General features: G+C 58.3%; 20 protein-coding genes and 1 pseudogene. 11 read left to right on the forward strand and 10 right to left on the reverse strand.

From position 1 onward, the window contains the following. Positions 1–356: 356 nt before the first annotated feature. The 4 genes from GA0061102_RS25760 to GA0061102_RS25775 form a co-directional block, all read right to left on the reverse strand. Positions 357–842 (reverse strand): GNAT family N-acetyltransferase, encoded by a 486-nt coding sequence (locus tag GA0061102_RS25760; RefSeq protein ID WP_092854522.1) that lies wholly within the window; start codon positions 840–842, stop codon positions 357–359. Between the two features lie 403 nt (positions 843–1,245). Next, complete coding sequence (locus tag GA0061102_RS25765; protein ID WP_092854485.1) at positions 1,246–1,944, reverse strand: 4'-phosphopantetheinyl transferase family protein; 699 nt, start codon at positions 1,942–1,944, stop codon at positions 1,246–1,248. Further along, positions 1,941–5,960, reverse strand: a complete 4,020-nt coding sequence (locus GA0061102_RS25770) for a Pls/PosA family non-ribosomal peptide synthetase (RefSeq protein ID WP_245298138.1) — start codon at positions 5,958–5,960, stop codon at positions 1,941–1,943. Before GA0061102_RS25770 ends, GA0061102_RS25765 begins: the two co-directional genes overlap by 4 nt. A 392-nt stretch (positions 5,961–6,352) precedes the next feature. Beyond that, the gene (locus GA0061102_RS25775) at positions 6,353–7,297 is read right to left on the reverse strand and encodes a GlxA family transcriptional regulator (protein WP_092854489.1); all 945 of its coding nucleotides are present in this window, start codon (positions 7,295–7,297) and stop codon (positions 6,353–6,355) included. Positions 7,298–7,424: 127 nt separating this feature from the next. On the opposite strand from GA0061102_RS25775, the gene GA0061102_RS25780 reads away from it, so the two are divergent. The 3 genes from GA0061102_RS25780 (at position 7,425) to GA0061102_RS33020 (ending at position 10,041) form a co-directional block, all read left to right on the forward strand. Further along, positions 7,425–8,222 (forward strand): SDR family NAD(P)-dependent oxidoreductase, encoded by a 798-nt coding sequence (locus GA0061102_RS25780; protein WP_092854524.1) that lies wholly within the window; start codon positions 7,425–7,427, stop codon positions 8,220–8,222. A gap of 429 nt (positions 8,223–8,651) precedes the next feature. Further along, complete coding sequence (locus GA0061102_RS25785) at positions 8,652–9,854, forward strand: DUF3422 domain-containing protein (RefSeq protein ID WP_167668059.1); 1,203 nt, start codon at positions 8,652–8,654, stop codon at positions 9,852–9,854. A gap of 49 nt (positions 9,855–9,903) precedes the next feature. Then, positions 9,904–10,041 (forward strand): hypothetical protein, encoded by a 138-nt coding sequence (locus GA0061102_RS33020; RefSeq protein WP_159432208.1) that lies wholly within the window; start codon positions 9,904–9,906, stop codon positions 10,039–10,041. 70 nt (positions 10,042–10,111) lie between these two features. On the opposite strand, the gene GA0061102_RS33230 is transcribed toward GA0061102_RS33020, so the two are convergent. Further along, positions 10,112–10,288 (reverse strand): hypothetical protein, encoded by a 177-nt coding sequence (locus GA0061102_RS33230; protein ID WP_167668061.1) that lies wholly within the window; start codon positions 10,286–10,288, stop codon positions 10,112–10,114. A gap of 431 nt (positions 10,289–10,719) precedes the next feature. Here GA0061102_RS33230 and GA0061102_RS25795 point away from each other — a divergent pair, with 431 nt between their 5' ends. Then, positions 10,720–10,983, forward strand: a complete 264-nt coding sequence (locus GA0061102_RS25795) for a DUF982 domain-containing protein (protein ID WP_092854495.1) — start codon at positions 10,720–10,722, stop codon at positions 10,981–10,983. A 485-nt stretch (positions 10,984–11,468) separates the two neighbouring features. Next, a complete protein-coding gene (locus GA0061102_RS25800) occupies positions 11,469–11,891 on the forward strand; it encodes a DUF4168 domain-containing protein (RefSeq protein ID WP_092854497.1) in 423 nt (140 codons plus the stop codon). A 370-nt stretch (positions 11,892–12,261) separates the two neighbouring features. Here GA0061102_RS25800 and serA read toward each other — a convergent pair whose 3' ends face one another. After that, on the reverse strand, positions 12,262–13,500 hold the full coding sequence (gene serA / locus GA0061102_RS25805; RefSeq protein WP_092854499.1) for a phosphoglycerate dehydrogenase: 1,239 nt from the start codon (positions 13,498–13,500) through the stop codon (positions 12,262–12,264). 517 nt (positions 13,501–14,017) lie between these two features. Here serA and GA0061102_RS33025 point away from each other — a divergent pair. Then, positions 14,018–14,158: a hypothetical protein gene (locus GA0061102_RS33025; protein ID WP_159432209.1), complete on the forward strand. Its 141-nt coding sequence runs from the start codon at positions 14,018–14,020 to the stop codon at positions 14,156–14,158. A gap of 98 nt (positions 14,159–14,256) precedes the next feature. On the opposite strand, the gene GA0061102_RS25815 is transcribed toward GA0061102_RS33025, so the two are convergent. Beyond that, positions 14,257–14,994, reverse strand: coding sequence for a L,D-transpeptidase (locus tag GA0061102_RS25815; RefSeq protein WP_342588045.1), 738 nt, complete (start codon positions 14,992–14,994; stop codon positions 14,257–14,259). Positions 14,995–15,285: 291 nt separating this feature from the next. On the opposite strand from GA0061102_RS25815, the pseudogene GA0061102_RS33675 reads away from it, so the two are divergent. After that, positions 15,286–15,844, forward strand: a pseudogene (locus GA0061102_RS33675) (recombinase family protein); the annotation flags it as partial. 414 nt (positions 15,845–16,258) lie between these two features. Here the strand turns inward: GA0061102_RS33675 and GA0061102_RS25825 are convergent. Both GA0061102_RS25825 and GA0061102_RS25835 read right to left on the reverse strand, forming a co-directional pair. After that, complete coding sequence (locus GA0061102_RS25825) at positions 16,259–17,038, reverse strand: response regulator transcription factor (RefSeq protein WP_092854503.1); 780 nt, start codon at positions 17,036–17,038, stop codon at positions 16,259–16,261. Positions 17,039–17,773: 735 nt separating this feature from the next. Continuing rightward, complete coding sequence (locus GA0061102_RS25835) at positions 17,774–18,862, reverse strand: hypothetical protein (RefSeq protein ID WP_092854505.1); 1,089 nt, start codon at positions 18,860–18,862, stop codon at positions 17,774–17,776. Positions 18,863–19,457: 595 nt separating this feature from the next. On the opposite strand from GA0061102_RS25835, the gene GA0061102_RS25840 reads away from it, so the two are divergent. From GA0061102_RS25840 to GA0061102_RS25855, 4 genes are all read left to right on the forward strand, one after another. Further along, a complete protein-coding gene (locus GA0061102_RS25840) occupies positions 19,458–20,033 on the forward strand; it encodes a PE-PGRS family protein (protein ID WP_092854507.1) in 576 nt (191 codons plus the stop codon). Between the two features lie 106 nt (positions 20,034–20,139). Further along, positions 20,140–21,855 (forward strand): type I secretion system permease/ATPase, encoded by a 1,716-nt coding sequence (locus tag GA0061102_RS25845; protein WP_092854509.1) that lies wholly within the window; start codon positions 20,140–20,142, stop codon positions 21,853–21,855. Positions 21,856–21,869: 14 nt separating this feature from the next. Then, positions 21,870–23,315, forward strand: a complete 1,446-nt coding sequence (locus GA0061102_RS25850; RefSeq protein WP_092854511.1) for an HlyD family type I secretion periplasmic adaptor subunit — start codon at positions 21,870–21,872, stop codon at positions 23,313–23,315. Positions 23,316–23,322: 7 nt separating this feature from the next. Continuing rightward, positions 23,323–23,601, forward strand: coding sequence for a transposase (locus GA0061102_RS25855; protein ID WP_159432210.1), 279 nt, complete (start codon positions 23,323–23,325; stop codon positions 23,599–23,601). A 363-nt stretch (positions 23,602–23,964) separates the two neighbouring features. Here the strand turns inward: GA0061102_RS25855 and GA0061102_RS25860 are convergent, their stop codons facing one another. Further along, positions 23,965–24,585: a GGDEF domain-containing protein gene (locus GA0061102_RS25860; RefSeq protein WP_245298139.1), complete on the reverse strand. Its 621-nt coding sequence runs from the start codon at positions 24,583–24,585 to the stop codon at positions 23,965–23,967. Positions 24,586–25,930 lie beyond the last annotated feature (1,345 nt).

The raw sequence follows: 25,930 nt of genomic DNA on the forward strand, positions 1-25,930 counted from the left end.
CGAGCCGTTCAATGCGGGTTTTCGGGAATAGCAAGACGCAGAAATCGACGGCCGCCTTCGCCACGCCGGGCTTTTCGTCCGAAAACATGATGAAGCTGGGGGGCCCTTCAAAGTCGATCCCATCGTGACGGAATTTGACTTGGACCTCTTCGCCGGGTCTGCAGGCGGCTTCACGTCGTCTCGACGAGCGGCTTGAGGCGGCCGAGCGCGATCCCAACCGGCAGAGATTGCGTCGAGGAATGCCCGTGCCTCCTCGAAGCGGCTCGCATCGAGCACCTCTCTGCCATGGCGCTCATGCCTTACCAGGGATGCTGCCTCCAGGAGCTGCAAGCGCTTCACGATCGTCTGACCGCTGCTCAACTGGTGAACTTCAGCACCATTTCGATCTCGTCCTCAAACATCTCGCCTGTCGGCACAAAGCCGAGGCGCTTGTAGAAACCTTCGGGGCTATCGTCACCGACGACATAGCAGGTGAACAACTCGGAAAATCCGCGTGCCTTCATCTCGCGGACGACGAGCGCGATCGCCTTCTCGCCGAAGCGCATGCGCTGATAAGGGCCGGCGATCATCAAGCGCCAGAGGAAGACGCCGGGGCAATCGATTACGTCGTAGTCGGAGCCGATATGCAGCATCACGAAGCCCACCGGCGTGTCGTCGGCATAGATGGCGCGAAACCACGCATTCTCGGAAAAATGCGCTTCGGCGATCGAGGTGCCGTTGTCGGCGACCTTATCGCGCTGGGCTTCGGTCAGCGTCTCGCTGAGTTCGCAGATATCGCTGACGGTTTGCGAGGTGATGCGGCGCAAAGAGATTTCGGAGGCCGAAGTCGGCTGTTCGGTCATGATCGTTTCCATGTTGAGATTTTGATCCGGCAACGCCGGCATGGTTTGCATCGTCCGCCGACGATCCGAGATTTGCCCCGAGGTTAGCTAGGTTTACTGACGAGTATTGTCAATAAACAAAACCATAGGATGAAAACGGAGGGTGCGATTCAAGGTAAGTTAGACAGATCGCCACCATATTCATGTCAATGTGCGCTCCGAAACCAGCCCGTAAGTTTGTTGCAGACACCGGCTTTCTCAGCCCATCCCCTGCTTCTCCGATCTTTCTCGGAATCTGCGGATTTTGCGATCATGCCATCTCTGCGCTGCAGGTCGATGACATCGCATGAAACCATGACTTCGCGCTATCCGATCGGCACCTTCGCTCGCTCGAAGCTCGTGACTGGTGCCGTGGCACATAGTGTCACCAGTTGGGAGAAACCTGTTCCGGCCAGGAAAGTGGGGCCACCGCATCTGCTGACGCCTCAGCGAGAACGACCACGCGCGGAAAGAGACAGAACCAAAGCTGCGCCCTGCGACCGGTCGCGGTAACGGCCTTGCGACCCTGGAGGTCGACGGCGATATGCTCGTAGCCGAGGACCTTGCCATCGAGTGGAAAGCTGGCCTTGTAGACGGCCTCCTTGGCGCTGAACAGCAGGCGCAACGCAAGATACTGGTCGATGCCGTCGAGGATGTCGCCGAAGATTGGCACGATGTCGGCGATGTCGGCGGGTAGCGGTTCGGCCGGCTCGACGTCGATCCCGAGCGAGACGGCGCCGGCCTTGCGCGCCACGGCGGCAACTGCCATGACGTCGTCATGGGCAAGGGAACCCGTAATGCCCGCCGGCCAGAGCGGGGCGCCGGAGGCCGAACGCTTAATGACGGGATTCTCGATTCCTTCCAGGACAAGCAATTGCCGGGCGATCGCGCGCGCCGCGCCGCTTGCGCGCCGGGTATGAAGCTGGCGGGAGGAGATGGTTTGGGCTTCCTCCGGTAGCAGCAGCTTTTCGTCGCCATCGCGGATGGCGCGGCAGCCGACTTTGACGCCGGGCGGCGCCAGCTTCGCTATTTCTGCAAGCAGCGCCGTCTCCGCCGCGCGGGCAGGCGCTTCGCCGCCGCTCATGCGTCGGCGACCGGCCTGACGAAGGAATGGAGCTTGGCAGGATTGCCGCGCCAGATCGAGTTCGGTTCCAGGATCTCACCTTTCATGACGAAGCAGTCGGCATCGGCAATCGAGCCGTCGCCCATGGTCACGCCGTAGTGGATGAAGGCGGCGGGGCTGAGCGTGCATCCATTGCCGATGCGGATGTGATCCGACTTGAAGGCGCCTTCTTCCAGCGAATGCGCCTGGATAACGCAGCCTTCGTTCAGCGTCGCATCGTCGCCGATCTCGACCAGCGAGCGTTCCGTCAGGTTCGAGCCGCCGTCATAAACGCGCCGGCCGACCTTCACGCCAAGCGCGCGCATGATCATGGGCCGGAAGGGTGTGCCCGCGAAAAGGCGCACGATCGGGGAATCGGCCAGCTTCCAGTGGCGTTCGTGCCGCCAGAAGGTGATGTCGTAGATTGTCGTCATCTGCGGCCGGAGGCGACGGAAGCCGAGGCTCGCCCACTCCACGAAAATATAGAACGGTATCGTGAGGCCTGCCGTCAGGACGACTGCGACGAACAGCGCCGTCTGTGCCCATTCCGTATAGTAGTTCAGTGCGCGGTCCCAGATTGTGAGCGTGACGAACAGTGCCACCCATTGCACGGCGACGAACATCAGCGCGGTCGCGAAATTGTGGCGGTTCTTGTGCGGCAGGCGGGCGCGGCGATCGTCTTCGCTCACCCCCTGGATCAGCTCCTTGTCGCGCTTGACCATGCGCGGGATTTCGAAGGGCGGCGAGCCGAGCAGGCCGACATTCTCACGCAGCACACCATCGACCGGCACCATGACCTTCGTGCCGAGCAGGCAGTTCTCGCCGGTGCGCCCGTCCGGCGGATAGAAGATGTTGTTGCCGAAGTAGTTTCGCTCGCCGACCTTCGTGTGCTCCAGCCGGAAAGTGGATGCCGACTTGTGGATGTTGATCATATAGAGCCCATCCGACACCATCGTCCCGCTGCCAATCTCGCACATAAGCGGATTGTCCTGCTGCTGGTTGCTGCCGAAATTCGAGCCGGTCTGCACCACTTCGTTGAGGTTCCAGCCGAGCGCCCGGATATAATGGACGACGGCGGAACTGTCTCCGAAGAGCAGGTTGATGAGGCGTATGTTGGTGCATACCTCGACGACTGACTGCAGCCAGAAATGGAAGCCATAGAGCCTGTAGGTGCGCCCGGGCTTGAGAACAAGGCTGAACAGGCGGGGCACGGCCAGCGCGGCGAATAGCGCGACGGCGATGGCGCCGAAGAGCGTTATAGTCGTTCCGATCGCGACGATGCCGATCGTTTCCTGGTAGTCGTCGCTGACATTCTGCCAATAGGTTTGGAACAGCAGCGGAAACGGCGTGACGAGGGCGAACATGGTGATGAGCTGTACGGTGTCGTAGAGAATACGACGCGTTCTCGAAAGCGTCACGCCATGTACTTTGCAATAGTCTGCCGTCGTCGAGACGGCGGGCGAGCCGTGCCAATGCCCGTCATCGGGAATATGCTGGCCGCGCTGCAGCGACGATGCGTGACCGAGCTGGGCGCGGTCGCCGATCGAGGTGTCGATGTCGATGACGCAGCCAAGGCCGACGAACGCATCACGGCCGATGGTGATCGGACCGGTGTGGATATAGCCGGCCTGGGCATGGTAGCCGAGAAGCATCGATTCCTTGCGCAGGATCGAGTTCTCGCCGATTGAGATGAGGTCGGTGCAGACAGGAATGGTGCGGCACTCGATAGTGGTGTTGCGGCCGAGCCGCGCCCCCAGCATGCGAAGATAGAGGCTGTAGAGCGGACTGCCGCGGAACAGCACGACCGGCGCCGTGCGGATCAGCGTCTGTACCACCCAGAAACGATAGTAGCGCAGGCCCCAGATCGGGAAGCTCTCGGGCTTCCAGCGCCCGATCAGCAGCCATTTCATGATCACAGCGAAGCCGGACATGCCGAAGAAGACGGCCGCCGACAGGAGCGCGCAACGCAGATAGAGCTGCACCGGGTCGTCGAGCATGTCGTAGACCCAGTTGAGACCGTAGTTCAGAAGCCAGAGGCTGAGATAGCTGTAGACGCCATAGAACAGGAGCTGCGCTGCCCCGCAGGTCCAGTACGCGAAGTTCGAGGCGCGATGCGTCAGGCACGGTTCTTCGACGGCTGCTACGTCTTCTTCCGGCCCATGCAGGTGCTGCGCAAGGCTGGAGACGGTCGGATACATATAGATGTCGCGCATCGACGTGGTCGCCCATTCCTTGCGCGTGCGCAGCTTTGCGCAGAAGCGGGCCATCAACAGCGAATTGGCGCCGAGGTCATCGAAGAAGTGATCCTCGACATAGATGTCGTCGATTTTTAGCACATCCCGCAGCGCCTCCGTCAGGAAGCGCTGGTCTTTTGTAGACGGCAGGATTTCCTTGCGCTCGGTGCCGAGCCTCAGGCTGGCCGGCTTCGGAAGCTTGCGCGTGTCCACCTTGTCGGAAACGGTCATCGGCAGCGCCGGCAGCTCTTCGAGGAAAGAGGGCACCATATAGTCGGGCAAGCGGCGGCGCAGTTCCTTGGCAAGGTCGGCGCGGGCGATCGAGTCGACACCGATTTTCAGCGCATAGTAACCGACGAGTTCGACACGGCCGGGCTCGATCTCCCAGGTGGTGACCGCCGCCTGCGCAATGCCGGGCTGGTCGAGCAGCACGGCTTCGATCTCGCCGAGTTCGATGCGGTAGCCGCGGATCTTCACCTGCGTATCGATACGGCCGTGATACTCGATCTCGCCGTCGCTATTGATGCGGCCGAGATCGCCGGTACGGTAGATCCGCTGCGAGGGGTTGTTGGGAAGGCCGACGAAATCGGGGATGAATTTCTGCTCGGTCAGATCCGGGCGGTTAAGGTAGCCGACCGCAAGGCCGATGCCGGCGATGCCGATCTCGCCGAGTTCGCCCGGCTCGGAGAGCTTCGGCGACTGGGCGTCAAGGATGACGATGGAATAGGTCGGCAGCGGCGCGCCGATGGTCACCGGCCGCTCGGGCGTCAGGTATCCCATGGTCGCGGTAACCGTCGCTTCGGTCGGGCCATAGGTATTGAGGATTTGCCGCCCGTCCTTCGACCAGCGCGTGACGAGATTGTGCGGGCAGGCCTCGCCGCCGACCAGGATGGCGCGGAGCGTCGGCACGTCGCTTTCGATCGAGGAGAGCAGCGTTGGCGAGCAGGCCATGCAGGTGATGGCATTGGCACGCAGGAAATCCGCCAATTCTTCGCCGACGAGCGTCATGCGCCCCGGTGCGGGCACCACCGTCGCGCCGGCGGCGAAAGGCACCCATATTTCCTCCGTCGAGAAGTCGAAGGCGATGGTCATACCCTGATAGACGCGGTCGCCCGGCCGATAGCCGTAGGCCTCGGCGGCAATGCGCACGAAATTGCAGATGCTCTGATGGCGTACCGCCACGCCCTTCGGCCGGCCGGTCGTGCCTGATGTGTAGAGGATGTAGCAGGTGTCGTCCTCGGTGACGGCGATATCCAGCGGCGTATCGGCATATGAGGCGGTATCAGAATAATTGCCGTCAATGACGACGTGGGGCACGGAAAGCCCGGCGGCACGCGTTGCATAATGGGGAACGGTGATGACGAGGCTGACGCCGGCATCCTCGACGATCAATGCCATACGCTCCTCGGGGAAAGCCGGAGCGAGCGGCACGAAGGCCGCGCCGGCCTTCATCACGGCGAGGATGGCGATATAGGTATCGGCGGAACGATCGAGGAGCAGAGCCACCCGGTCGCCTGGCTTGACGCCGCGTTCGATGATCAGGCGGGCGAAGCGGTTCGCCTGGGCGTCCATCTCCCGATAGGTCCAGACGCGGCCGCTGTCGATGACGGCGGGCGAGGGGCCGTGAACATCGGCCAGCCTTTCGAAGACGCGGGAAAGCCGCTCATCGGGCCGGCCTTTGTGGATTGAGTCGGGACCTCGCAGAATTTGCGGCGCGCGGCCTTTCCCGATCACTTCTGTAACGTCCTGAGCCTGGCCGTGCATATCGGTCCCTAGTCGTTCATCTTTAAAATTGTGCTTGGTTGCCGTGTCCGGCGGTGCCAATGCGGCAACATTCTTCGCGCAGGCGCCTTACGAGCAACCCAAGCAAAAGGGAAGTGGATTTTTCGCCGCAGCGGAAAAAAGCCCCCTTTTGTTTGGTGTAAGTGCAGCAACCCCCTGGTACCCGGCGCGAAAAGCACTTGCCACTCTGTGACTTAGCAGAAAGCGGCGCGCCGTTACACTGGAATGTTGGGATATCTTTGATATCCGTCCCGGCATGGTTGACGATCCGAACTATGGACGAGCGAATTTCGACTCGATCACCTTGGGTTGTCCTCCCGACATGGATGCCGCCCTACACGATCGGTGGAGCGGGCCTTGTCAACGACGACACATCATGCCTGCAATCCCAGCTGCGCGGAACGGCGGATTGCCTGTGGCGGCTGGCCGAAGGCACGCAGGAAGGCGCGGCGCATGCGTTCGCGATCGGCAAAGCCGGTTTCGCGTGCGACGACATCGATCGGGTGGCGGCCCTGTTCCATCATCAGGCGGGCCGCTTCCAGCCGCAGGTTTTCAACGGCTTTGGCCGGCGACTGGCCTGTTTCGGCGCGGAACGTCCGGCTGAACTGGCGGGGGCTGAGATGGGCGGCCTCCGCCAATTCTTCTACCGACAGCGTGGACGTCAGATTGCTGCGCGCATGCGCCAGCGCCTTCTGGATGCGGTCGGATTTCGGCTCCAGCTCCAGAAGCGTGGAAAACTGCGACTGACCGCCGGCGCGGCGATGATAGACGACGAGCTTGCGGGCAACGGCTCGGGCGATCTCCAGCCCGTGATCCTTCTCGACCATTGCCAGCGCCAGATCGACACCGGCCGTCATGCCGGCCGAAGTCCAGACCGAGCCGTCGATGATGTAAATGCGATCCTCTTCCGTTCTGATCCGCGGATAACGGTTCCTGAGTTCGCGGGCGAGATACCAGTGCGTCGTGGCGCGGCGGCCGTCGAGAACGCCGGCTTCGGCGAGAAAAAAGGCGCCCGTGCAGATGGAGGCGAGACGGCGCGTTGCGGGAAGGGCCGCGCGGATGAAATCCGCCTCGGCCTTGGTGGGCAGCTTGATGTGGGGCGCCCCGGCAACGATCAGCGTGTCGAAACAGGGATCGCTTAAGGCTTCCGTATCGATGATCATACCGAGCGAATTGGCGATCGGGCCACCGGTCTCCGAGAGGAAATGAATATCGTAAGCTTTCTCGTCGAGCTCGAGATTGGCGAATTCAAAAGCCGAGACGGCAGCGAGGCTCATGATCTGGAAGCCGGGAAAGAGCAGGAAAGCAATTTGCTGCATGGCATCATGTCCTAAAAGAATATGTCCTAAAAGGTGGTATATTCGACATTCATGACATCGGCAAGCGGGTGTAAAACCCTCCTCAAGCGCAAGGCATCGGGCCGACGCGCAAAACGGAGAAATGATCATGGCACAGGAACATAAGGGTACGGCGATGGTGACGGGGGCATCCTCGGGCATCGGTGCGATCTATGCGCATCGGCTGGCAAAGCAGGGCTATAACCTCATTCTAGTCGCCCGCAATGGCGAGCGATTGAAGGCGCTGGCAAGCCGGCTGACCGATGAGACCGGCCGCACCGTCGAAACCCTGTCCGCCGATCTTGGCCGGAAAGACGATCTTGCCAAGGTCGAGAAGGTGCTGAAGGAAGATCAGAGCATCACCATGCTTGTTAACAATGCCGGCTTCGGCGGTACGGCGCCGCTGCTCCAATCCGACGCCGACAAGATGCAGGAGATGGTCGATCTCAATGTGGCGGCGGTGATGCGGCTGACCTATGCCGCTGTGCCTGGTCTCGTTGCCCGTGGCGGCGGCACCGTCATCAATATTGCCTCTGTCGTAGCGATCGCGCCCGAAATTCTGAACGGCGTCTATGGCGGAACGAAAGCCTTCGTACTCGCCTTCAGCCAGTCGCTGAAGCATGAGCTTGCCGATAAGAACGTCCGCGTCCAGGTCGTGCTGCCGGGCGCGACGGCCACCGAATTCTGGGGCATTGCCGGCACGCCTGTCGAGCACCTCCCGGGCGAGATCGTCATGTCGGCGGAAAACATGGTCGACGCTTCGCTTGCAGGCCTTGCCGAAGGCGAATTTGCGACGATCCCGGCCCTTGAAGATGCGCGATTGCTTGCAAATTATGAGCAGGCACGCCAGGCCTTGATGCCGAACCTGTCGCGTTCGACGCCAGCGCTGCGCTACAAGGTCTCGTGAGGGCAGCCAATAAAGACGGCATCGTCCGCTGGTTAGCCTGACATCATCGCTGCCACGGCTCGATTACATTCGGCCGTGGCACGTAGTTTGCTGGGCTCAGGGTTTTGGAGGATGGCATCGCGCACGCAGCTGGTTCTGCGGTCCCAGCGCGCTCTTACAGAAGGGTGCGCTGGAAAACGTCAGCAAAGAGTGTTCGTTGCGCCTTTGCACGAAGAAGCCTGCCCCCACTGTCCAAGACAGGCATGATGTACTTGGGTTCGCTTCTCAAACAATATTTGCAGCGCTGTTTTGTCGCGATCAAAGTAAAATCGATTAGGGTCGCGGCGATTGTATTGACGCCGCGGAGCCGGCCTGATTTGAGGTTTGCAGCACGCATATTGTCTGTTGGTCACAGACATTGCAGGGATTTGGACCTCGCAGGGTGGATTCATGACGGCGGATTTCAATGCTGAGCTCCATGCTCGGCCGTCCATTTACTTCACCGGTCCGGCCTATGTAGAGCACATAGCACTTATGCCCTCTGCGCTTCCCGCCTTGCATGGCAGCCGATATTTAACTGACGGCGGCGATAGCGAGGATCCACGAACCCAGGTGGAACACCACACGGAATTCGTCACCATCACGCGCGTGACTCAGTTCAGTGCAGAAGCCGACAAATGGCCGGTATCGAGCTTTTCGCTGCCTGAGATAGCGGCTCTCGTGGATATGGACGCGCCGCGGCTCATATCCCGGGTTGGTATTCTCGTGCTGGGAAACGCACCAGAGGAGCTGGGTCCAACGCTTTCAAAGTTCGGATTTCGCGATACCGCAGCGTCTTCGATCGGTGGGGGAGCGGCGCAGGTATGCTCGGACTTCCGCGTCCAGGACGACCACACGAGCCGCATCCTTCTCTTCAACAGGGACCTGAACGCCTACCGTCTGGGTCGAATGGTTCGACGGGTCTATGAAATTGAAACCTATCGATCCATGGCCCTGCTCGGTCTTCCGGAAGCCCGTCGCCTGGCCCCTTTGCTCGGCAACTACGACAAAAACCTTCTCGAGCTGACAAACCGAAATCAGACGACCCCAACCACCGAACACAAGAAACTGCTCGAAGAAATTTCGGGCCTATCCGCCCGGATCATTTCGGCGGCGGCCGAAACGCGAAATCGTTTCGGGGCTACCGCCGCCTACGCGAAAATCGTGGAGGAGCGCATCGGTGAGCTTCGCGAATCCCATGTGCCCGGCTTTCAGCGGTTTGGCGTTTTCGTTGCGAGACGGTTCAGGCCTGCCGTTCGGACCTGCGAGGCGACCGCGTTGCGCCTCGACCAACTTTCTCATGCCGCCATGCACTTGCTCGATCTCCTGCAGACGCGCATCCAGGTCGAGATCGAACATCAGAATGCTATCGAGATTCAGGCGATGGCCGATCGGGCCGCAACACAGGTCAAGATCCAAAGGGCAGTGGAAGGCTTCTCCATCATCGCCATCAGCTACTATCTGTTGAGCCTGCTCAAAGTCGCCTTCGAGGCCGCCGATCACGCGGGCTACCACATCAGCCCGTTGGTCATGCTGGTGTCGATCCCGCTCGTCATCGGGGCTGTCGCAATCTCCATCCTGCGTGTGAAACATGCGCTTTCGGCGCACGCCTAACCTGGTTTCATTTGAAGCTTAAGCTCATTCTGATGGTGTACGACTAAGATTGGCATCACCTCGCCGGCGTCGTGAATGGCGCCCTGGAGCCCTGATCGCGCGCAGCTTTCCGCTCGATCAGATCGTCGGGGCGCACCGCAATCTGGAAGCGAATGAACAGTTCACGAAGATCGTGGTGACGGTCTGAACCCGTCAAAAGGTTCCGGGCAAGTGCATTCAGCTGATGCAGTTTGCGCGATGTGACCGTGATCCTCCGATCAGGATCGGCCATCCTCGGCAAGGGTGGCCGGCTTCTCGGCAATCGGCGGAACGACTGGCAGCTCCTCCTCGATCCGCAGATCGACCTTCCCCCATATTGACGTCTTGCCGTCAACGGGTTTCAGCTTCCGGGACGGCTTGATTTCGACGATGAACGGCCTTGTCTGCTTAGCCATATATCCTCCAGGCGGCGATTCGCGAGGGCAATGATACAGCGCATATCACACACGTCTACGTCAGCAGCACTCGCATCGGCGGCGGCGCCAGGATGCTCGGCTCGAAACCGTGCCATGTTATTCCGATCATGCCATTGCTGCGATCGCTACGCGTGAGTTGCCGCTGCTGGAGATGAGGTACTATTCGGTGGACAGCCACGCGGGCCGCCCGCCAGTGTGCATTGCCCTACCGCAAGTCTCGCTTGCCGGTTTCCAATCTCGAACGCAGCGGATTGGCCGGCTCTCAGGCCGATATTTCTCTACAAGGCGGTGGATAGGATCTCGACTGTCACTAGCACATTCCGTCGTTTGGAGGATCGGAAAAGCCCATCACGCAGTCTCGTGCAGGAACAAAGATCCTGTTGATCCTGTTTCAACGCTAGAGGTCTATCATGTTGACATGTGGAATATGGCACGGGCCTGTCAGTTTTCAGCTACATCCGTTCGGCGCATTTCGAACGATCAAGAGCAGTTCGGAAGCACTGGACTATTTGTTGACATATTGGCCCGTCGAACACGTTGAGGCTTATGAGGATGCGTTGGTGATTTGTCGCGCCGCGATCGAGGGCAAATCCAATCCTGAGCTTGCGAAAGATGCTTTCATTGTGGCTGCATACGAAGCCGGCATCCACATGAAGCTCGGTTATTTCCGCTGAGATTTTGGCGCCCTAGAATAACCGAAAGCGGCATTTTGAGATTGCAATCGGATCCCGGCTCGAAGCTCACTTCATTTGGTTATTTTGTGTGAACAATCGATTTCCGGGAGGACGGATGTTTGTGAACATCGCTCAGTAGACGCAGACTCCGCGAAACTCACCCTCCTTCCGGCTTCGCATTGAAGCGGCAATCGCGCGACGCGGTCCGTCGAATGCCCGGCGTTGTCATCGAACCTTGCCGTCGCATGCGGCGGGATTTTACGGCGATAGGAAAAAAGCGTTGAGGCCAACTAGTGACAGTCACAAAGCCACCGCTCTGTGGCCGGCAGATCGCCGTGCTATTGCCCCACAGAAAACGTTTGACGGCCGCATTGTCGCCGGATCGTTCTTCAACCCTAGCCTACGGCAAAATCAATAGGATATGCCGCCCTTCGCTCTGCGCCATCAAAGAGGTGTTCCCCCCGCACTACCAAAGAGGAATCAAGATGATCACTCGTTATGTCTCTGCCGCATCGTTGACCGCTGCTGCTTTGAGCCTGATGCTTCTCAGCAATCCTGCGTCCGCGCAGCAGGCGACGCAAGACAAGCAATCCACCCAAGGACAACCAGATAGTAGCGGTACGGCTGCTACCGTCAGCGATCAAAAGATCGAGGCTTTCGCCGTCGCATATCTTCAGGTGGACAAGATCAGGCAGGAATACTCGGCCAAGATTGAAGCAGCGTCGGATGCGACCGCGAAGCAACAGCTGCAAACCGAGGCGAGCAAACAGATGGTACAGGCTGTTCAAACCTCTCCAGGCATGTCGGTAGGCGAATACAATGCAATTCTAACGGCCGCCAAGAAGGATCCGGCGCTTGTTAAGAAGGTTCAGGACAAGCTTCAGAAATCTGCACCTGCGCAGCAGTAAGCAACGCTGCGATCACCAGGCACAGTGATACCTACAGCCGCGCCGAGTGCCTTAATCTTGGCGTGGCCTCGATTAGGGTTGCTTCACCACGATGGCCGCGGTCGGTCATGTCGGTCGAACGGCGGGATAGCCTCAAGCGCACCGAGTTCTTCGGCATGACGGTCTCGGGCGCTGTGATTGGATTTGCCCCGGCTCTATCGGGTCGTCTTTCCCGGGTGGCCAGAGCTAATGTCATCGTCCTTCCGCACCATTGGCTCTTCCTAGCTGACGAGACTCGCCCCCATTGCATGGAATCCAAATCTGACTTGGCGGCTAATGGCGATGAAACCATGGTGAGAAACACCTGGAGAATGCCAATTTCCCACCGGCGTCAGTAAAGCAATCGAGTTCGTATCGTCCCCGGAATCTGGCGAAGCGCGTCAAGTATGTCATCCGCTGTCTGGCCAACGCCCTCGGCTTCAATGACCACATAACCCATTTCACCGTAGGTCTGCAGAAACTCACCGACGATATTTAGTCCACGGGAGGAGAAAATCGCATTCAGATTGTTTAGAATGCCGGGGCGATTTTCATGAACATGGATGAAACGGGTGCCGTTTGGACGTGGCGGCAGTTGAACCTGGGGGAAGTTGACCGCGCCCAGCGTCGAGCCGACGTCGGAATACTCGACAAGCTTCCTGGAGACTTCCCTTCCAATGCGTTCCTGGGCTTCTTCGGTCGACCCGCCAATATGCGGGGTGAGGATGACATTATCCAAGCCTTGCAGCGGCGTTTCGAAACGCTCCTTGTTGGACGCCGGCTCCTTCGGGAACACGTCCACAGCCGCGCCCGCGAGATGTCCTTCTTTCAAAACCTTCGCAAGCGCTTCAAGATCGACCACAGTCCCGCGGGAATTATTGATGAAAATGGCTCCCTTTTTCATCCTGCGCAGTTCGGCCTCAGTTATCATGTTTTGCGTCGAACTGGTTTCCGGAACATGCATCGTCACATAATCTGAGATTTCGAGAAGCTCGCCGAGCGTTGCCATCGATTCCGAATTGCCGTGGCGAAGCTTGTCTGAAGGGTCAAAATAGCGAACGTTCATGCCCATGCTTTCCGCAAGAACGCTCAGCTGCGAACCGATGTTGCCGTAGCCCACGATGCCCAGCGTTTTCCCGCGCATCTCGCGGCTACCTTCGGCGGATTTGTCCCATCCGCCTTCATGAGCCGAAGCCGAGCGCGGGAAAATCCGCCTGGTCAGCATTATGATCTCACCGATCACGAGCTCTGCGACCGAGCGCGTATTCGAATAAGGAGCGTTGAATACGGGGATCCCGCGTCGGCGGGCCGCATCCAGATCGACCTGATTTGTCCCCACAGAAAAACAACCGACGGCAATGAGCTTTTTGGCGGAACTGAAAATTTCCTCCGTCAGATTCGTGCGTGAACGAATTCCGATAATATGTGCGTCGGCTATATGACTCTTGAGATCCTTGTCATCCAGAGCCTTCGGTAAATGAGTGAGATTGACGTAGCCGGATGACGAAAAGTAGTCCACGGCGCTCTGACTGATGCCTTCCAACAGAAGTACGGAAATCCGATCGCGCGGAAGAGAAAGTTGTCGGGTCATTGAATTGCCTACGATTCTGAAATTCGATTGGGCCAAGGTCGCTTGTCGGCCGCAAAGCTCACAGCTGAGTCAACATGACTTAGCGACCATCCAATCGACAGCGCAAGAAAAAACTCAGCCATACTCAGCGGCAAAGGACGACGGCCATGCTCGTATCGGATCTCGGCCGAACCTTGGCCGAACTTCGAGCGAGAGAACTGATCTTTCATCGCCGCGAGTTCGGCACCAAGTGATGACCTGCTCCATACGAGGGCAGGCGATTTTTGGGAAGTCGGCGCAAGCGGCAGAGTTTACGATCGGGAATTTGCTATCTCCAGTCTCCTGAAGCGTGACAGCGCGTCGGAGCCGGACGATTGGTCCTGTGAGGATCTTTATCCGCCAGATCGCCGCTGATCGGTATCAGCTCAATGACGTTTTGCAGGAAGCCGAGCATCGAACAACTCTTTGCCGGAAAGCCGATCCAGGTCGGAACGTAGTCTTGCGCCAGAGGACCATCATCGCCCAAACGGAGAGAGGGATGGCGAATACGCTTGTCGCTCTTCCTCAGTTGCTGGATGGGCAACGATCTGGCGCGAGCGTGGAAGCACGTCAGCGGACTTTGATGGCGGGAACGCCGCAAGGGCGGGTGTTCCCCAAGGGATCCGTGCGTGCGGTCTGACTGAGGCCAGGATTGGAACAGCTCGTGTCCTCACCCATTCAAAGAGAAAAGCGGCATGTAATCAGATCTTGGCAGGTCCCTGCAGTACTGGAGTGCAATCAGAGCACGACGACTTTTGTTCCCACGCCGACCCTGCCATAGAGATCCATCACATCCGGATTCGCCATGCGGATGCAGCCAGAAGATACGGCCTTGCCGATCGAGTTGGGCTCATTGGTGCCATGGATGCGGTAGAGGGTGGAGCCGAGATAGAGCGCTCTGGCGCCGAGGGGATTATTGAGGCCGCCGTCCACATGGTCGGGTAATTCCGGTCGGCGAGCGATCATTTCCCTGGGCGGCGTCCAATCCGGCCACTCCGCCTTGCGGCTGATCGTCTGCGTGCCCTTCCAGGCGAAGCCCTGCTTGCCGACACCGATGCCATATTTGAGGGCAGTTCCGTCGTTGAGCACGAGATAGAGGCGCTTCTCCTTGGTGGAGATCACGATCGTGCCAGGTTCGTAGCCCGAGAGGGGCACAACCGTACGCGGGATCGGCGACCGCGCCAGGCTGGCACGTCTATCATCTTTGACGCCGGGATTGAATTGCGGAGAGATCGCGCCCGAATCGATCGAAGCCTGCCGCTGTGGACGCCGGCGGGACGGGAAATCGCCGTCTTCGTCGTCATAATAGCCATAGGGGTCACCCTGATGATAATAGCCATCGTCGAAACGCCGATCATCGCGATAGCGCGGCGGCGCCTCCCGCCAATAACGCTGAGTAGCATAGCCACTGTCCGGGTCGTCGCCATAATCCGGCAAATACCTCCACTCCTGAGCATGCACGGCGACGCTTGTCATCAGCACAGCCAGAGCAGGCAAAAGGACCAATCTTATAGTCTTCATGTCACAAACCATATTTCCCGAAGAACGCACCGGATTGCGCCCCCGCGTCGACGGGGGATGCGTGCCACCGACAATCCGCGAAACGCAGGCGTAATTGTGGCAGCGGCGGTCGAAAGTCTTGATTTTCCAACCTGTTTTTGAGAGGCCCTTGTACAGATGCGAGATGCGTAAGCAAACCTTCCTTTTCTCACGCATTCATGGTTCGTACAAACCTCGCTAAATCGAGCCGAAATCTGATGCCGAAAGTTGCAACCGTCAGCCCCCCGGCAGCAAAGACTGATCGGATACGCCCGGGTTTCGACCGACGATCAGCTGAACGGCATCCAGGTCGATGAGTTGCGCGCCGCAGGCTGCCATCGCATTCATCGGGAGCACGGATCCGGTGCGTCCCGCGCACGACCAGTGCTGACGAAATTGCTAATGGATCTTAGCGCTGGCGATGTGCTCGTCATTGTTCGCCTGGATCACCCGGCCCAATCGGTTAGCCATTTGCTCGATGTCATCGAAGACCTCGAGAAGCAAGGTGTACCTCTCCGCTCACCGCGCGATCCGGTCGAAACCTCGACAGCGCAGACTTGCCGACGGTACGGCAACTCCGCCCCAGCATAGTTGAGACAATGCCGCGCGCATCCTCAATCGTCGCGGTCATGAGTGATCGGTCGAGCGACTGCGACGAGCGGTTCACCGCGTGGCCCGTGAGAAGCTCGCAGAACCCGAACTGCTGGCTCGTTCTCCTCGGCGCGCTCCGGAGGATCATTTGATGAAGCTTTTCACTGCGATCACCATCGCCGATCCGGCTCTGTCGCTACGCGGCATTGCCATGATGCCGGTTAGTAAGGATACGCCGTTGCGGGTGGTCCGGCGACGTGCCGTCCAGCAGAATAACGTGCTGTCTGCCATCGGCCAGCGACCAGATGTGTTCCGAACGCGTCCCCGTTCGTTGGATAGCTGGTTGCCTTGGCTCGATAGCCGCTGGGCCTTGCACGTCGAGACCTTCAATAGCTCATCTACGAAGCCGTATTCCTTTCGCACGACGATAGCCTGCTCTTTGAAGAGCCCAGCCTTCGGCCTCGACAAGAGGACAGCACGGGCGTGCAATCCTCGTCAATTGGCAACGGTACGAGACAGGGAGCAATCTTCGGCGCCTATGGTGGGGTCAAACCGTGCTCCGAAACCCAACTAAAACGTCGCGACAGCTCTCCGGTTCTGGCCAGACCGCCTAACTCGGCGAGGCGTCATGCGCGCCGGCGGCTCTTTGAACCAAGCGGGCAACCACTTCAGTGCGGTTCTGCGCCTGCAACTTACGCATTATGTGTTGCAAATGCATCTTCACAGTATGCCCCGACAAATTGAGTTTTCCTGCAATTACCTTATTTGAGCAGCCGCATTGCAACTCTGCGAGGACATCCGTCTCGCGGGGAGTGAAATCGGCAATCGCCAGGTACTGCGTCTTATCATCCAAGCTTTTTTCGGCCTCATTTCTGGCCGGAATATGCTCGTTTGAGCCGTTTGTAACAGCTCCCAATAGCTGCGGGCAGAATGTTCCTCCTGCCAGAACGAGACGAAGACCGGCAAGGGCAATGTCAATGGGAAGTGAAGTCGAGAAAAAGCCGCGGATGCCTATCTTGAGCGCCTGACGGGCTATGTTGACGTCATCCGTACCTGAGAGCAACGTGATAGGAGCATCAGGAAAACGTGCAGTAATTGCTGCGAGATCATCACGCAGGCTGGTACTCTCAACATCTCTGCCGGCCAGATCTAGTGCAATCAAACGCACCTCAACCCCAAGAGCTTTGTCGAGACTCTCAGTTGAGATCATATCGATAAAATTCCAACCGGCGAGTTCACCCTCAAGAAGCTTCACCACGGTCGTTCGCGCCAGCGTAGAATGTTGAATAACAATAACAGTTGGTGCATTGCGCCCCATATGGCGCTTAGATTTAGCACTGTTGGACACCTGCGTGTTCCCCCGAATATTTGCAACCCAACAGTAACTCATATTATTCTCGTTCTCGCTTCATGTCATGACAAAAAAGTCCGGGTGTATTCTCACAATCAATAGTCAGATCTCTCATGATAATTCTTGCGGACTATAAGATACAAACGAGAGATAATCTAAGCCGGCAGGGCACGTTAATAGCACGTTAGAAGGCTTATTTATGAGGACCTGCGGAATAGACTTGTCGCGGCAGGCTTTCGATCTTTCGCCTGATTCATCTGCAAGAATCGGGTCAACAAAGCTTTCAAAGACGCTGAAAAGGTAACCGATCTGTTACAGATCCATTCAGGAAAGAGCCGTTGGATATAACGAGCTGCCGATCAACGCGGCTTTAATTCCATATCTCAATTCAAGGCATTTGCAGATCCGGATAGCAAAACAACCAGTACAAAAAAGCAAAAAAACACAATATCGCTGATTTCCCGTTATAGTTACTGAAAAATCGTATATAACGACGCATTGGCATCGACTGTCATCAGCTTTACTCAGGCAATACTGTGCAGGCACCAACAGATGCCAAGCAGACGTAACGGCCTATGGCGCTCGAAATCTATCACAACGTGGAGAAGGTCATGGTGGAATCTTCGGTATCTCTGGTAGCGAGTCGTCCGCGCCACATCGGCCCAGGAGACGAAAGCCGGGCGAAGGAAACGATCCAACATATGGTTTGGAAAATGGCACGAAGAACGGTTTCGTGCAGTTGAGCCTCCGCAATGCAAGTGGGGAGGCTGTCGGCTAGGTGTGCATGAAGCTCAGAATGTCGTCTACGAGAGCCGAATGGGCGTCCGTGAGGTTGCCGCCTCCGCCGTGGCCCCCGATGCCGGCCAACTGAAGCGCATGCTGATCATAAAGAACATGATCGATCTGCTGGGCGTCCGCCGTCCCACCGGCGGGAACGGCAATGTTGATGGGATGGAAATAGGCGAGATTGACGTCTACTATGCTGCCGGTTGACGCTCCAATCCCGCCGCCGCCACCCTCATGATTGCCGGTAAAAATCGTCTCTGATGACATGTTGAAGCCACCGCCGTTGCCGCCGATGCCTGCGATCTGCATGCTGCCCTGATCGAAAATTGCATTGTTTGTCTGATGAGCCTCCGCCGAGCCGCCTGCGGCGCCCACGGCGATGTTGATCGGTGAGAAGATGGCCACATTCACGTCGACCATACTGCCGACGAAAACTCCATCTCCGCCATGGCCTGCATAATTGTCGCCAGTAAATGTAAGTGCAGTTCCTGGGCTCATCGACGGGTCATGGCTCACGACGTTATGGTCTCCGCCCGACCCGCCGATGCCGCCAATCTGGGTTGCGCCCTGCAGGAACACTGCATTGTTCGATTGGTCAGAATGAGCCACCGCGCCAGGGCCTACCGCCACAGCACTATTCACGGGGGCAAACACCGCGACATCGGAGCTTACGAGCCCACCGTAGAAGAGGCCATTGCCCCCTGTGCCGGCGTGATTGCCCTCACCGCCGCCACCGATGGCAACATTGCCGCTTCCGCCATTCCCGCCGATCCCAGCCATTTCGGTGGGATGCTGATTGATGAGCGCGTCGTTGCCCTGGAAGGCGTCGGCACCCGAATGAGGTCCCGCAATAGCGGCGTTCGACGGCACGAAGACGGCCAATGCGTTGCTGTCGATCACGCCTTCGCTTATCCCGTCACCACCGCTGCCGGCTGAATTATAGCCCGGACCAGAAGCGACATCCAATGGAAGCCAAGTCGGCACCAATGCCAGATGCCCCGCGGCCAAATTGGAGGCGAGGTTTTGATCGGTGCCCGTTTTGGGCAAGTCTTCCGATAAGGGCCGAATTTCCGTCATTACCGTCTCCATTCCGCGGTCAACCGCACGTCTCACCGAGCGTGCAGCGTATGCAGCCTGAATTTTTCGGACATTGTGCATCTGAACGTAAGAAAAGCAGAGCCTGCAATTCGTCTACATCCCGTCGGCTAGTAATGTAGCCATTTGGCTGTCATGGCCGCAGCGCGCGTTTGACGGCACTAAATCCGCCGTTGGATTGGAGGTCCGACATCGTGCCCCTCCTTTTCTCGCGACGGAACATAATGATTTTCCAGCCGCGAACAGGATCTCCTTCGCCAGGCCCAGCCTGATCAGAACCCCGGAAAATAGCCGGTTCACTCGGGCGGCCGTTGCTTCAAAAAGCGGCGTCTCTTCGACCAGATCGCAGACATGATCCTGGCCATGCCACCCAGCGCCAAATCACTCGGCACCAAGCCAAAATAACGTTTTGTCGACTCCAAGTATACGCCCGAAGGATCGTCGCCGAATATCTAGATAGCTCGCAGATTTAACCGCGAGTAATATTCACCCGCGGTTGTATTTGCTGGCGGTGAGATGCTGGATACCCACGCCGTAGAAGGAACACCGACGAAACGAAGTAGAAGGAGGGATATCGATGCCTATTCCACAGTTGTCTGACACGATTCAACTCAACGACCCACACGCAGGCGACGCGAGTGCCGGCAACGGCGCTGGCGGCTATAACCATGGGAACATTGACTACAACCCGGTTGCATATGTCGCTAATGTGCAATCGGTCGAAGGAGCGTCTACCGATCTGCACAACGGCGATCATGTTGGGCAGGCGGCAGATTGGAGTGCCGGTGGCGGAAGCGGTGGCTTTGCTCAGGCCCAGAATGGCTTCCTTGCGGCGGTCACGAACACCGGCGCCGGCGGCGCGGGGGGAGATGCTCACTCCGACGGCAGTCAAGGAAACACGAGCGGCGGCGACACGGCTGCGGTGGGTGCGGATACGACCGCGACACAATATACGCAGCTTTTGGCTGATCAGCATGCCACCATCCTCGCAGGTGTCGGCGGCAACGGCGGCAACGGGAACATAGCTCGGGGTGGTGATATCTCGTCAGCATTGATTCACACGGATCCCGAAACGACGACGGTGAACAATGCTCTCGATCATTTCACAAATGACTTCGGCGGCCATATCGACCTCAGCCATCTTGGCTCATGAACTCAGGCGCTGAGGGTCGCCGGTTTCGGCTGGCGACCCTCCTCATAGGGTGCGGAACGAGCCAGCAGCCTCTTCTTATCAGTATCAAGTGCAGCGAGATCTGATAATGACAACGCTTTCTATAAAGCCATCGCGCCCACAGACACAGCTCGTTGTTGCGCTCCGGGCTTGTGCCGGAGCTTTCGGGTTGGTTTTCCTCTATAGCTGCGGCTACAATCTCTTTCTTCTAGCGCCTTCCGTCTATCTCCTGCAGATCTATGACAGGGTCCTGTCGAGCCGAAGCGCTGACACGCTCCTGATGCTGACGATAATCATCGCCATCGCCGTGGTGGTCGGGTCCACGCTGGATATCGTGCGCAGGGCGGCTCTTTCGCGCATCGGCAGCTGGCTGGATCACAGGCTACGCCCCATGGTGCTTACCGCATCATTCGAATATGCCGCTCGCGCCGATGCAGGAGCCGCCACGGAGTGCTACAGGGACCTGGCCACCTTACGCCAGTTCCTCGATTCACCGGCCAGCTCGCTTTTTTTCGACGTTCCCTGGGCGCCGGTATTCCTGCTCCTGCTCTTTCTTGTTCATCCGCTGCTTGGGACCATCGGTCTTTTGAGCGCAGTTGCACTTCTGCTGTTTGCATTCCTGACGGAACTGGCGACACAAGAGCCACTTACCCGCGCCAATCTTGCCCTTTCGAGGAGCTATCTGCGATTTGCGAGCGCCCTCAAAAATATCGAGGTGATCCGGGCAATGGGCATGCAGTATGGCGCAGCGCTGGTCGTCTATCGCGATGCGGAAATGGCAAGGAGGGCGCAGGACATCGCGATGCACCGGACGGAGATCATTCTTGGTTTCTCCAAATCGATCCGCACACTCGCGCAGATCCTCATGATGGGATCCGCTACATGGCTAGTGCTCGCGAGCAACAGCAGTCCCGGAATCATCTTCGTTGCAAGCCTGCTGCTCGGGCGCGGGCTCGCACCAGTCGAGGGCGCGATAGGTGCATGGCGCTCCTTTACGTTTGCGCGGAACGCCTTCAATCGCTTGAACAGAATGCTGATCGCCGTTGCATCGGAACACGATGCCCGAACGGTGCCGCAGCCGGAACCCGATGGTCTCGTTCTCGACAACGTCAGCTATATTCAGCCATTCGCCAACACGCAGATATTGAAGGGTATCACATTGCGCCTCGCGCCAGGCGACTGCGTAGCGCTCATCGGCCCGTCGGGATCCGGAAAATCGACACTAGGTCGCGTCATGGCAGGCGTTGTGCAAGCAACGAGCGGATGTGCTCTTCTTGGCGGGGTAGATATCTCAGCACTGCGCCTTTGCGGGGGGACCCGCCACGTCGGATACCTGCCGCAGGACATCGAACTCTTCGGCGGCGCAATCAAGGATGTGATAGGCCGGCTGGACGGCGGGGATCCCGGCAAAGCGATCGACGCCGCGAAGCTGGTCGGATTGCACGAAGCGATCATGCGGCTGCCGCAGGGCTACGAGACCGATATCGGTGAAGGTGGAAACCTACTCCTTCGAGCTCAGCGCCAACAGCTGGGGCTGGCACGGGCGGCCTATGGAAATCCGTCTCTTGTCGTTCTCGACGATCCGAACTCGAGCCTGGATTATGACGGCGAACGCATGCTGTTCAAGGCAATCGAGCGCATGAAATCCAGGCGGATGACCATCGTCATCATAACTCACCGGATGGGGATCCTGCCAGTCACCAACAAGATTGCCATTATGCGGAACGGGACGGTGGCTGCCTTCGGCGACAGCGAGCGGATTTATGAAACCTATCTTCAACCGCCATCGCGAACAGGAACGTAGGGAGGGACGCTGCCATGACCCTTGTTCAACTGGACGCAACGCTGGCGAGATCTTCAAATTCGTCAAGAACGGGCCAGCGGTTCGCTCAACCATCGACAGCGACAACCAAGCAACAGGCGGCCTATTCGCGGGTGACTGAGTCGAAACCGCGCGGACCCGCCCCTCCTTCGCCCATGCCGGGGCTCAGAGGCGTTATTTGGACGGGTAACCTGTTGATCTCTGTCTTTATAGTCGGATTGGGAATCTGGTCGGTTTTCGCGCCGCTGAAAAGCGCTGCGGTTGCATCGGGCGTCATCGAACCGGAGTCCAGCCGCAAGACCATCCAGCATCTGGAAGGCGGAATTGTGCGACGGATACTCGTCAAAAACGGCGATGCGGTCACGGCCGGACAGATCGTGATAGAACTCGACGATACGAAGTCTCGCTCGGAGCGCGACAGCATTCAAGCGCAACTTTGGGACGCCGAAGGAAGCCGCGCCCGCCTGCTTGCCGAGCAGACGGGCGCCGACCATGTCGCCTATCCGCCGGACCTCAGGACGGCAATGGACAGATATCCTTCGGTCAGCGCTATCCTGACTGGGCAACAGAAAATCTTCGAAGCCCGTCGCCGGGTCATGCAGGCGGAAGTTGGGATCACCAATGAAAAAATCGCGCAGGTGCAACAGGAAATCGCCGGACTGGGCGCGCAGAAGGCAGCACTGGCCGACAGAGCCGCAATCTCGCAGGAAGAGCTGGATCAGGTTACGGCCCTCAACGCCAAAGGATTGGAAAGAAAGAGCACACTTCTCAACCTTCAGCGGGAAAAAGCAGACCTTGCTGGTCAGCATGGTCAAGTAGAGGCGCAGATCTCTCGCGCCTACCAGGTGATCAGCGAGTCACAGGCCGACCTCGCAAAGCTTGAGAGCGACCGCTTGAGCGAAGTCGCACAAGGCATGCGCGACACGGAAAGCCAGATCATGCAACTGCGCGAGCGCTTGCGGGCGATCGACGACCAGCTTTCAAGGACCGATATCCGTGCTCCCGAAGATGGAACCATCATGAACCTGCGCATCCACACAGCCGGTGGGGTGATTGGCGCAGGCGAACCGCTCGTCGATCTTCTGCCGCGCGCCGATCGCCTTATCGTATCTGTCCACGTCAGACCGGAAGACATCAATCTCGTCCGTGCGGGGCTCGAGGCACAGGTTCACCTCCTTCCATACAATCAGCGGCGCGTTCCGCTCCTGAAAGGTCGGGTCGAGTATGTATCAGCGGACCGTCTCACCGATGCGCAGAACGGTCAGCCCTACTTTGCCGCAACAATCCGCGTAACGGACGAGCGGTTGGCGAAAATGAGTGATGTCGAACTGGTCGCGGGCATGCCCGCACAGACACTGATCGAAACGGGCGAAAGCAGCGTGGCGTTCTATGCTATCAGACCACTCCTCGACAGCTTCAACAGAGCATTTCGTGAGGACTGAAGCGGTGATGGGCAAGAGAAAATTCGACGACGACCAGATTACGGGCATTCTGAAGGAGCACCAAGCCGGGGTGAAGGTGGCAGATGTTTGCCACAAGCACGGCATCAGCGAGCCGACCTTCTATCGGTGGCAATCGCTGCAGTTCGGAAATGCCGGTCTCGATACAAAAAGGGTGAGAGCACTGGAGGAAGAAAACCAGAAGCTCAAGAAGCTTTTGGCCGAAGCCATGCTTTCGGCGGCAACGCTGAGCGAGATGCTGGCGAAGACATCGAAAGGGCGAACCTAACCTCCAAGCAGAGAGGTTTGTTGGCCGCCTTCCGGCCCTGCATATCACCAGAGCGGCATCATATTTTTGGACGAAAGGGCCTTCCCAAGTGGGGCAAACGGATACGGCTGGGAAAAGCAGCAAGCTCGATCACAACGTGGCTTATTCTTGAACCAGCCCGAACCTATGACCCAGACATTCGGTCCGGAACCATGGGCGACTGTCGATGACACGTGGGTTTGGTGGATCGAATTGCCAGAAAGTGCGGGCCTTTGCCTGACGCGGCGTTCAACCGAGATCCCAGCTGGCTTTGACGCCGCATCAAGGACGGGTCTCGCCGTTTGGGCCTAGGCCGCCGCTGCCGCGGCGGTGGGGTCGCCAGCCTCATGCGGCCGGCAGCGCGCTGATCGGGATGTCGTCGCTCTCGTCGCCGCGCTCGAAGGCCATTTGGTCGGCGAGCTGGCGGAGTTGGTTGAAGTCGGCCGGGCCGTCGAAGGAGATGCCGCCGAGGCGGATGGCGACGGAAAGCGGCGCGCCTTCGGCGCTGAAGGTGGCCTCGGAGACGCGCGTGCGGATGCGGGTGCCGATGTCGCGGACGTCCTCGACCGTGGCGCCAGGCAGGAAGATGTCGAGTTCGTTGGTCGCAAGCCGCGCCACGAGATCGTCACGACGAACCGAGGACTGGATGATCGAGGCAAGCGATTGCATCACGGTGTCGGCCCATTGCGGCCCGTAGCGGCGGCCGATGTCGTCGAGCGTATCGACGATGACGGCGATGATGATGCCGCCGGCATCGGTGGTGGCATGCTTGCGCCGATCGATAAAGTGCTCGACGGCCGCGGCAAAGGCGGTGCCGTTCAGCGTCTTCGTCACGCTGTCGTAGCGCGCCGCCTGGGTGACGTTTTCCTGCATCTTGCGGACGACGGCGTTGTTGAGCTGCAAGGCAAAAAGCAGCGGAAAGGCCACTAATGCGGAAATAAGCGCTGCACCGACAAATCCGGCCAAAAATGGTCGATCCGGCATCAATAGGTTTAATATAAGTAAAAGACCAACGGAACCGACCACGGCGCATAGCGCGCCGAGCGTAGCCCTCCGCAGGGCTTTGAAAATGGTGGCGGAGGGATGTCGCTGTTTTAGAATCATATCGGATTATACCCGTTCTTAATGCTGCGTCAGCTAAACAGGCGTCCGAAAAGACCGGCTTAAGAAATCCTGTAAAATTTGTTGCTTTGCACAGTTGTTTTCACGAGTTAACTGTCTACGAACGAATATCCGGGACCGTCGTTTGCGCTTGGTGCCCGGTTTGCGACAGGACCGCAGCGCTTCATCTCGATCCACGATCCTGGGCGTGTTTCATCTTCAGCGCGTGAATCGGCATGGGGGTCACGATGCCGATAGGCACAACAAGCAATTGTTTTCGCTGCAGTGTCTGGGGTCATTACTTGATGCTTACTTACATGCTGGATTGTCTAGCGGCATTGGTTTAGCAGAGGACTGCCGATTCAAAGGATTAGTCACTCGCAGGCGGTGACGAAGGTTCTAATCCCATCAAGAGCAGAGAATTGAAGCTGCTTGAGCCGCTCCTGCGCAGGTGTACTGCAATGGGTACCTTCGATCAGGCGAAACTGCAGTGCTGACCGGCGTATGTGGCCGCGGTATTTTTCATGTCGCCAGTCGAGGGCCGAGCGGCACCCTTAAGCTTGCTTGGGATTCCCGCGAACAAGATGTGAGTTTACGGTTCTCTTTGTAAAGCAAAGTCCGCATGCCGAGATGTAAACCAAATATTTGCTTCAACTTTAAGAATAGTTTGTCGTTCTGCTGCCTACACCTTGCCGGTAATCACAACATGCAGCACCATTCTGTCAAAGGTCGCCGCGCAAGCGGGATATCGGCTCTATTTTCGCGTTCTTTTGAACGCGACATGGGTGGTGCGAGATGACGACGATCGAAGAGCTTTAGACGACTGCAACGCTTCGCTCCAACACGGTAGCATTCCCGATGCCATCAAGAAGAAGCAGGAACTCTTGGTGAGGCTCTCGCACTAGCGATCGCCGGGACATTCACAGTAGGCTGACCGTAAGCGGTCAGACATGACGTGGCGACCATCGACGGCTTTAATGAGGGTCAGTTCCGTATCAGCCTTGGCACTGAGACCGCAGGTCGTTCACGGTCGAAAGCGCCACCGAGTTGACGCCGAAGCTCGGGCTGAAGGGTGGCCTCTCCAGCCTCGACGGCGTGTTCATTTGCGTCGCGATTTGGCTCTGACGCACTTTTGCTGACGTGCAGATCCTACGATGCGCCGATCAATCGCGCCTGCAGCAGATCGAGTTTTGCACGTCCGTACATCTGT

The organism is Martinezella miluonensis (assembly GCF_900094545.1).
GTDB classification, from domain to species: Bacteria; Pseudomonadota; Alphaproteobacteria; order Rhizobiales; family Rhizobiaceae; genus Rhizobium; species Rhizobium miluonense.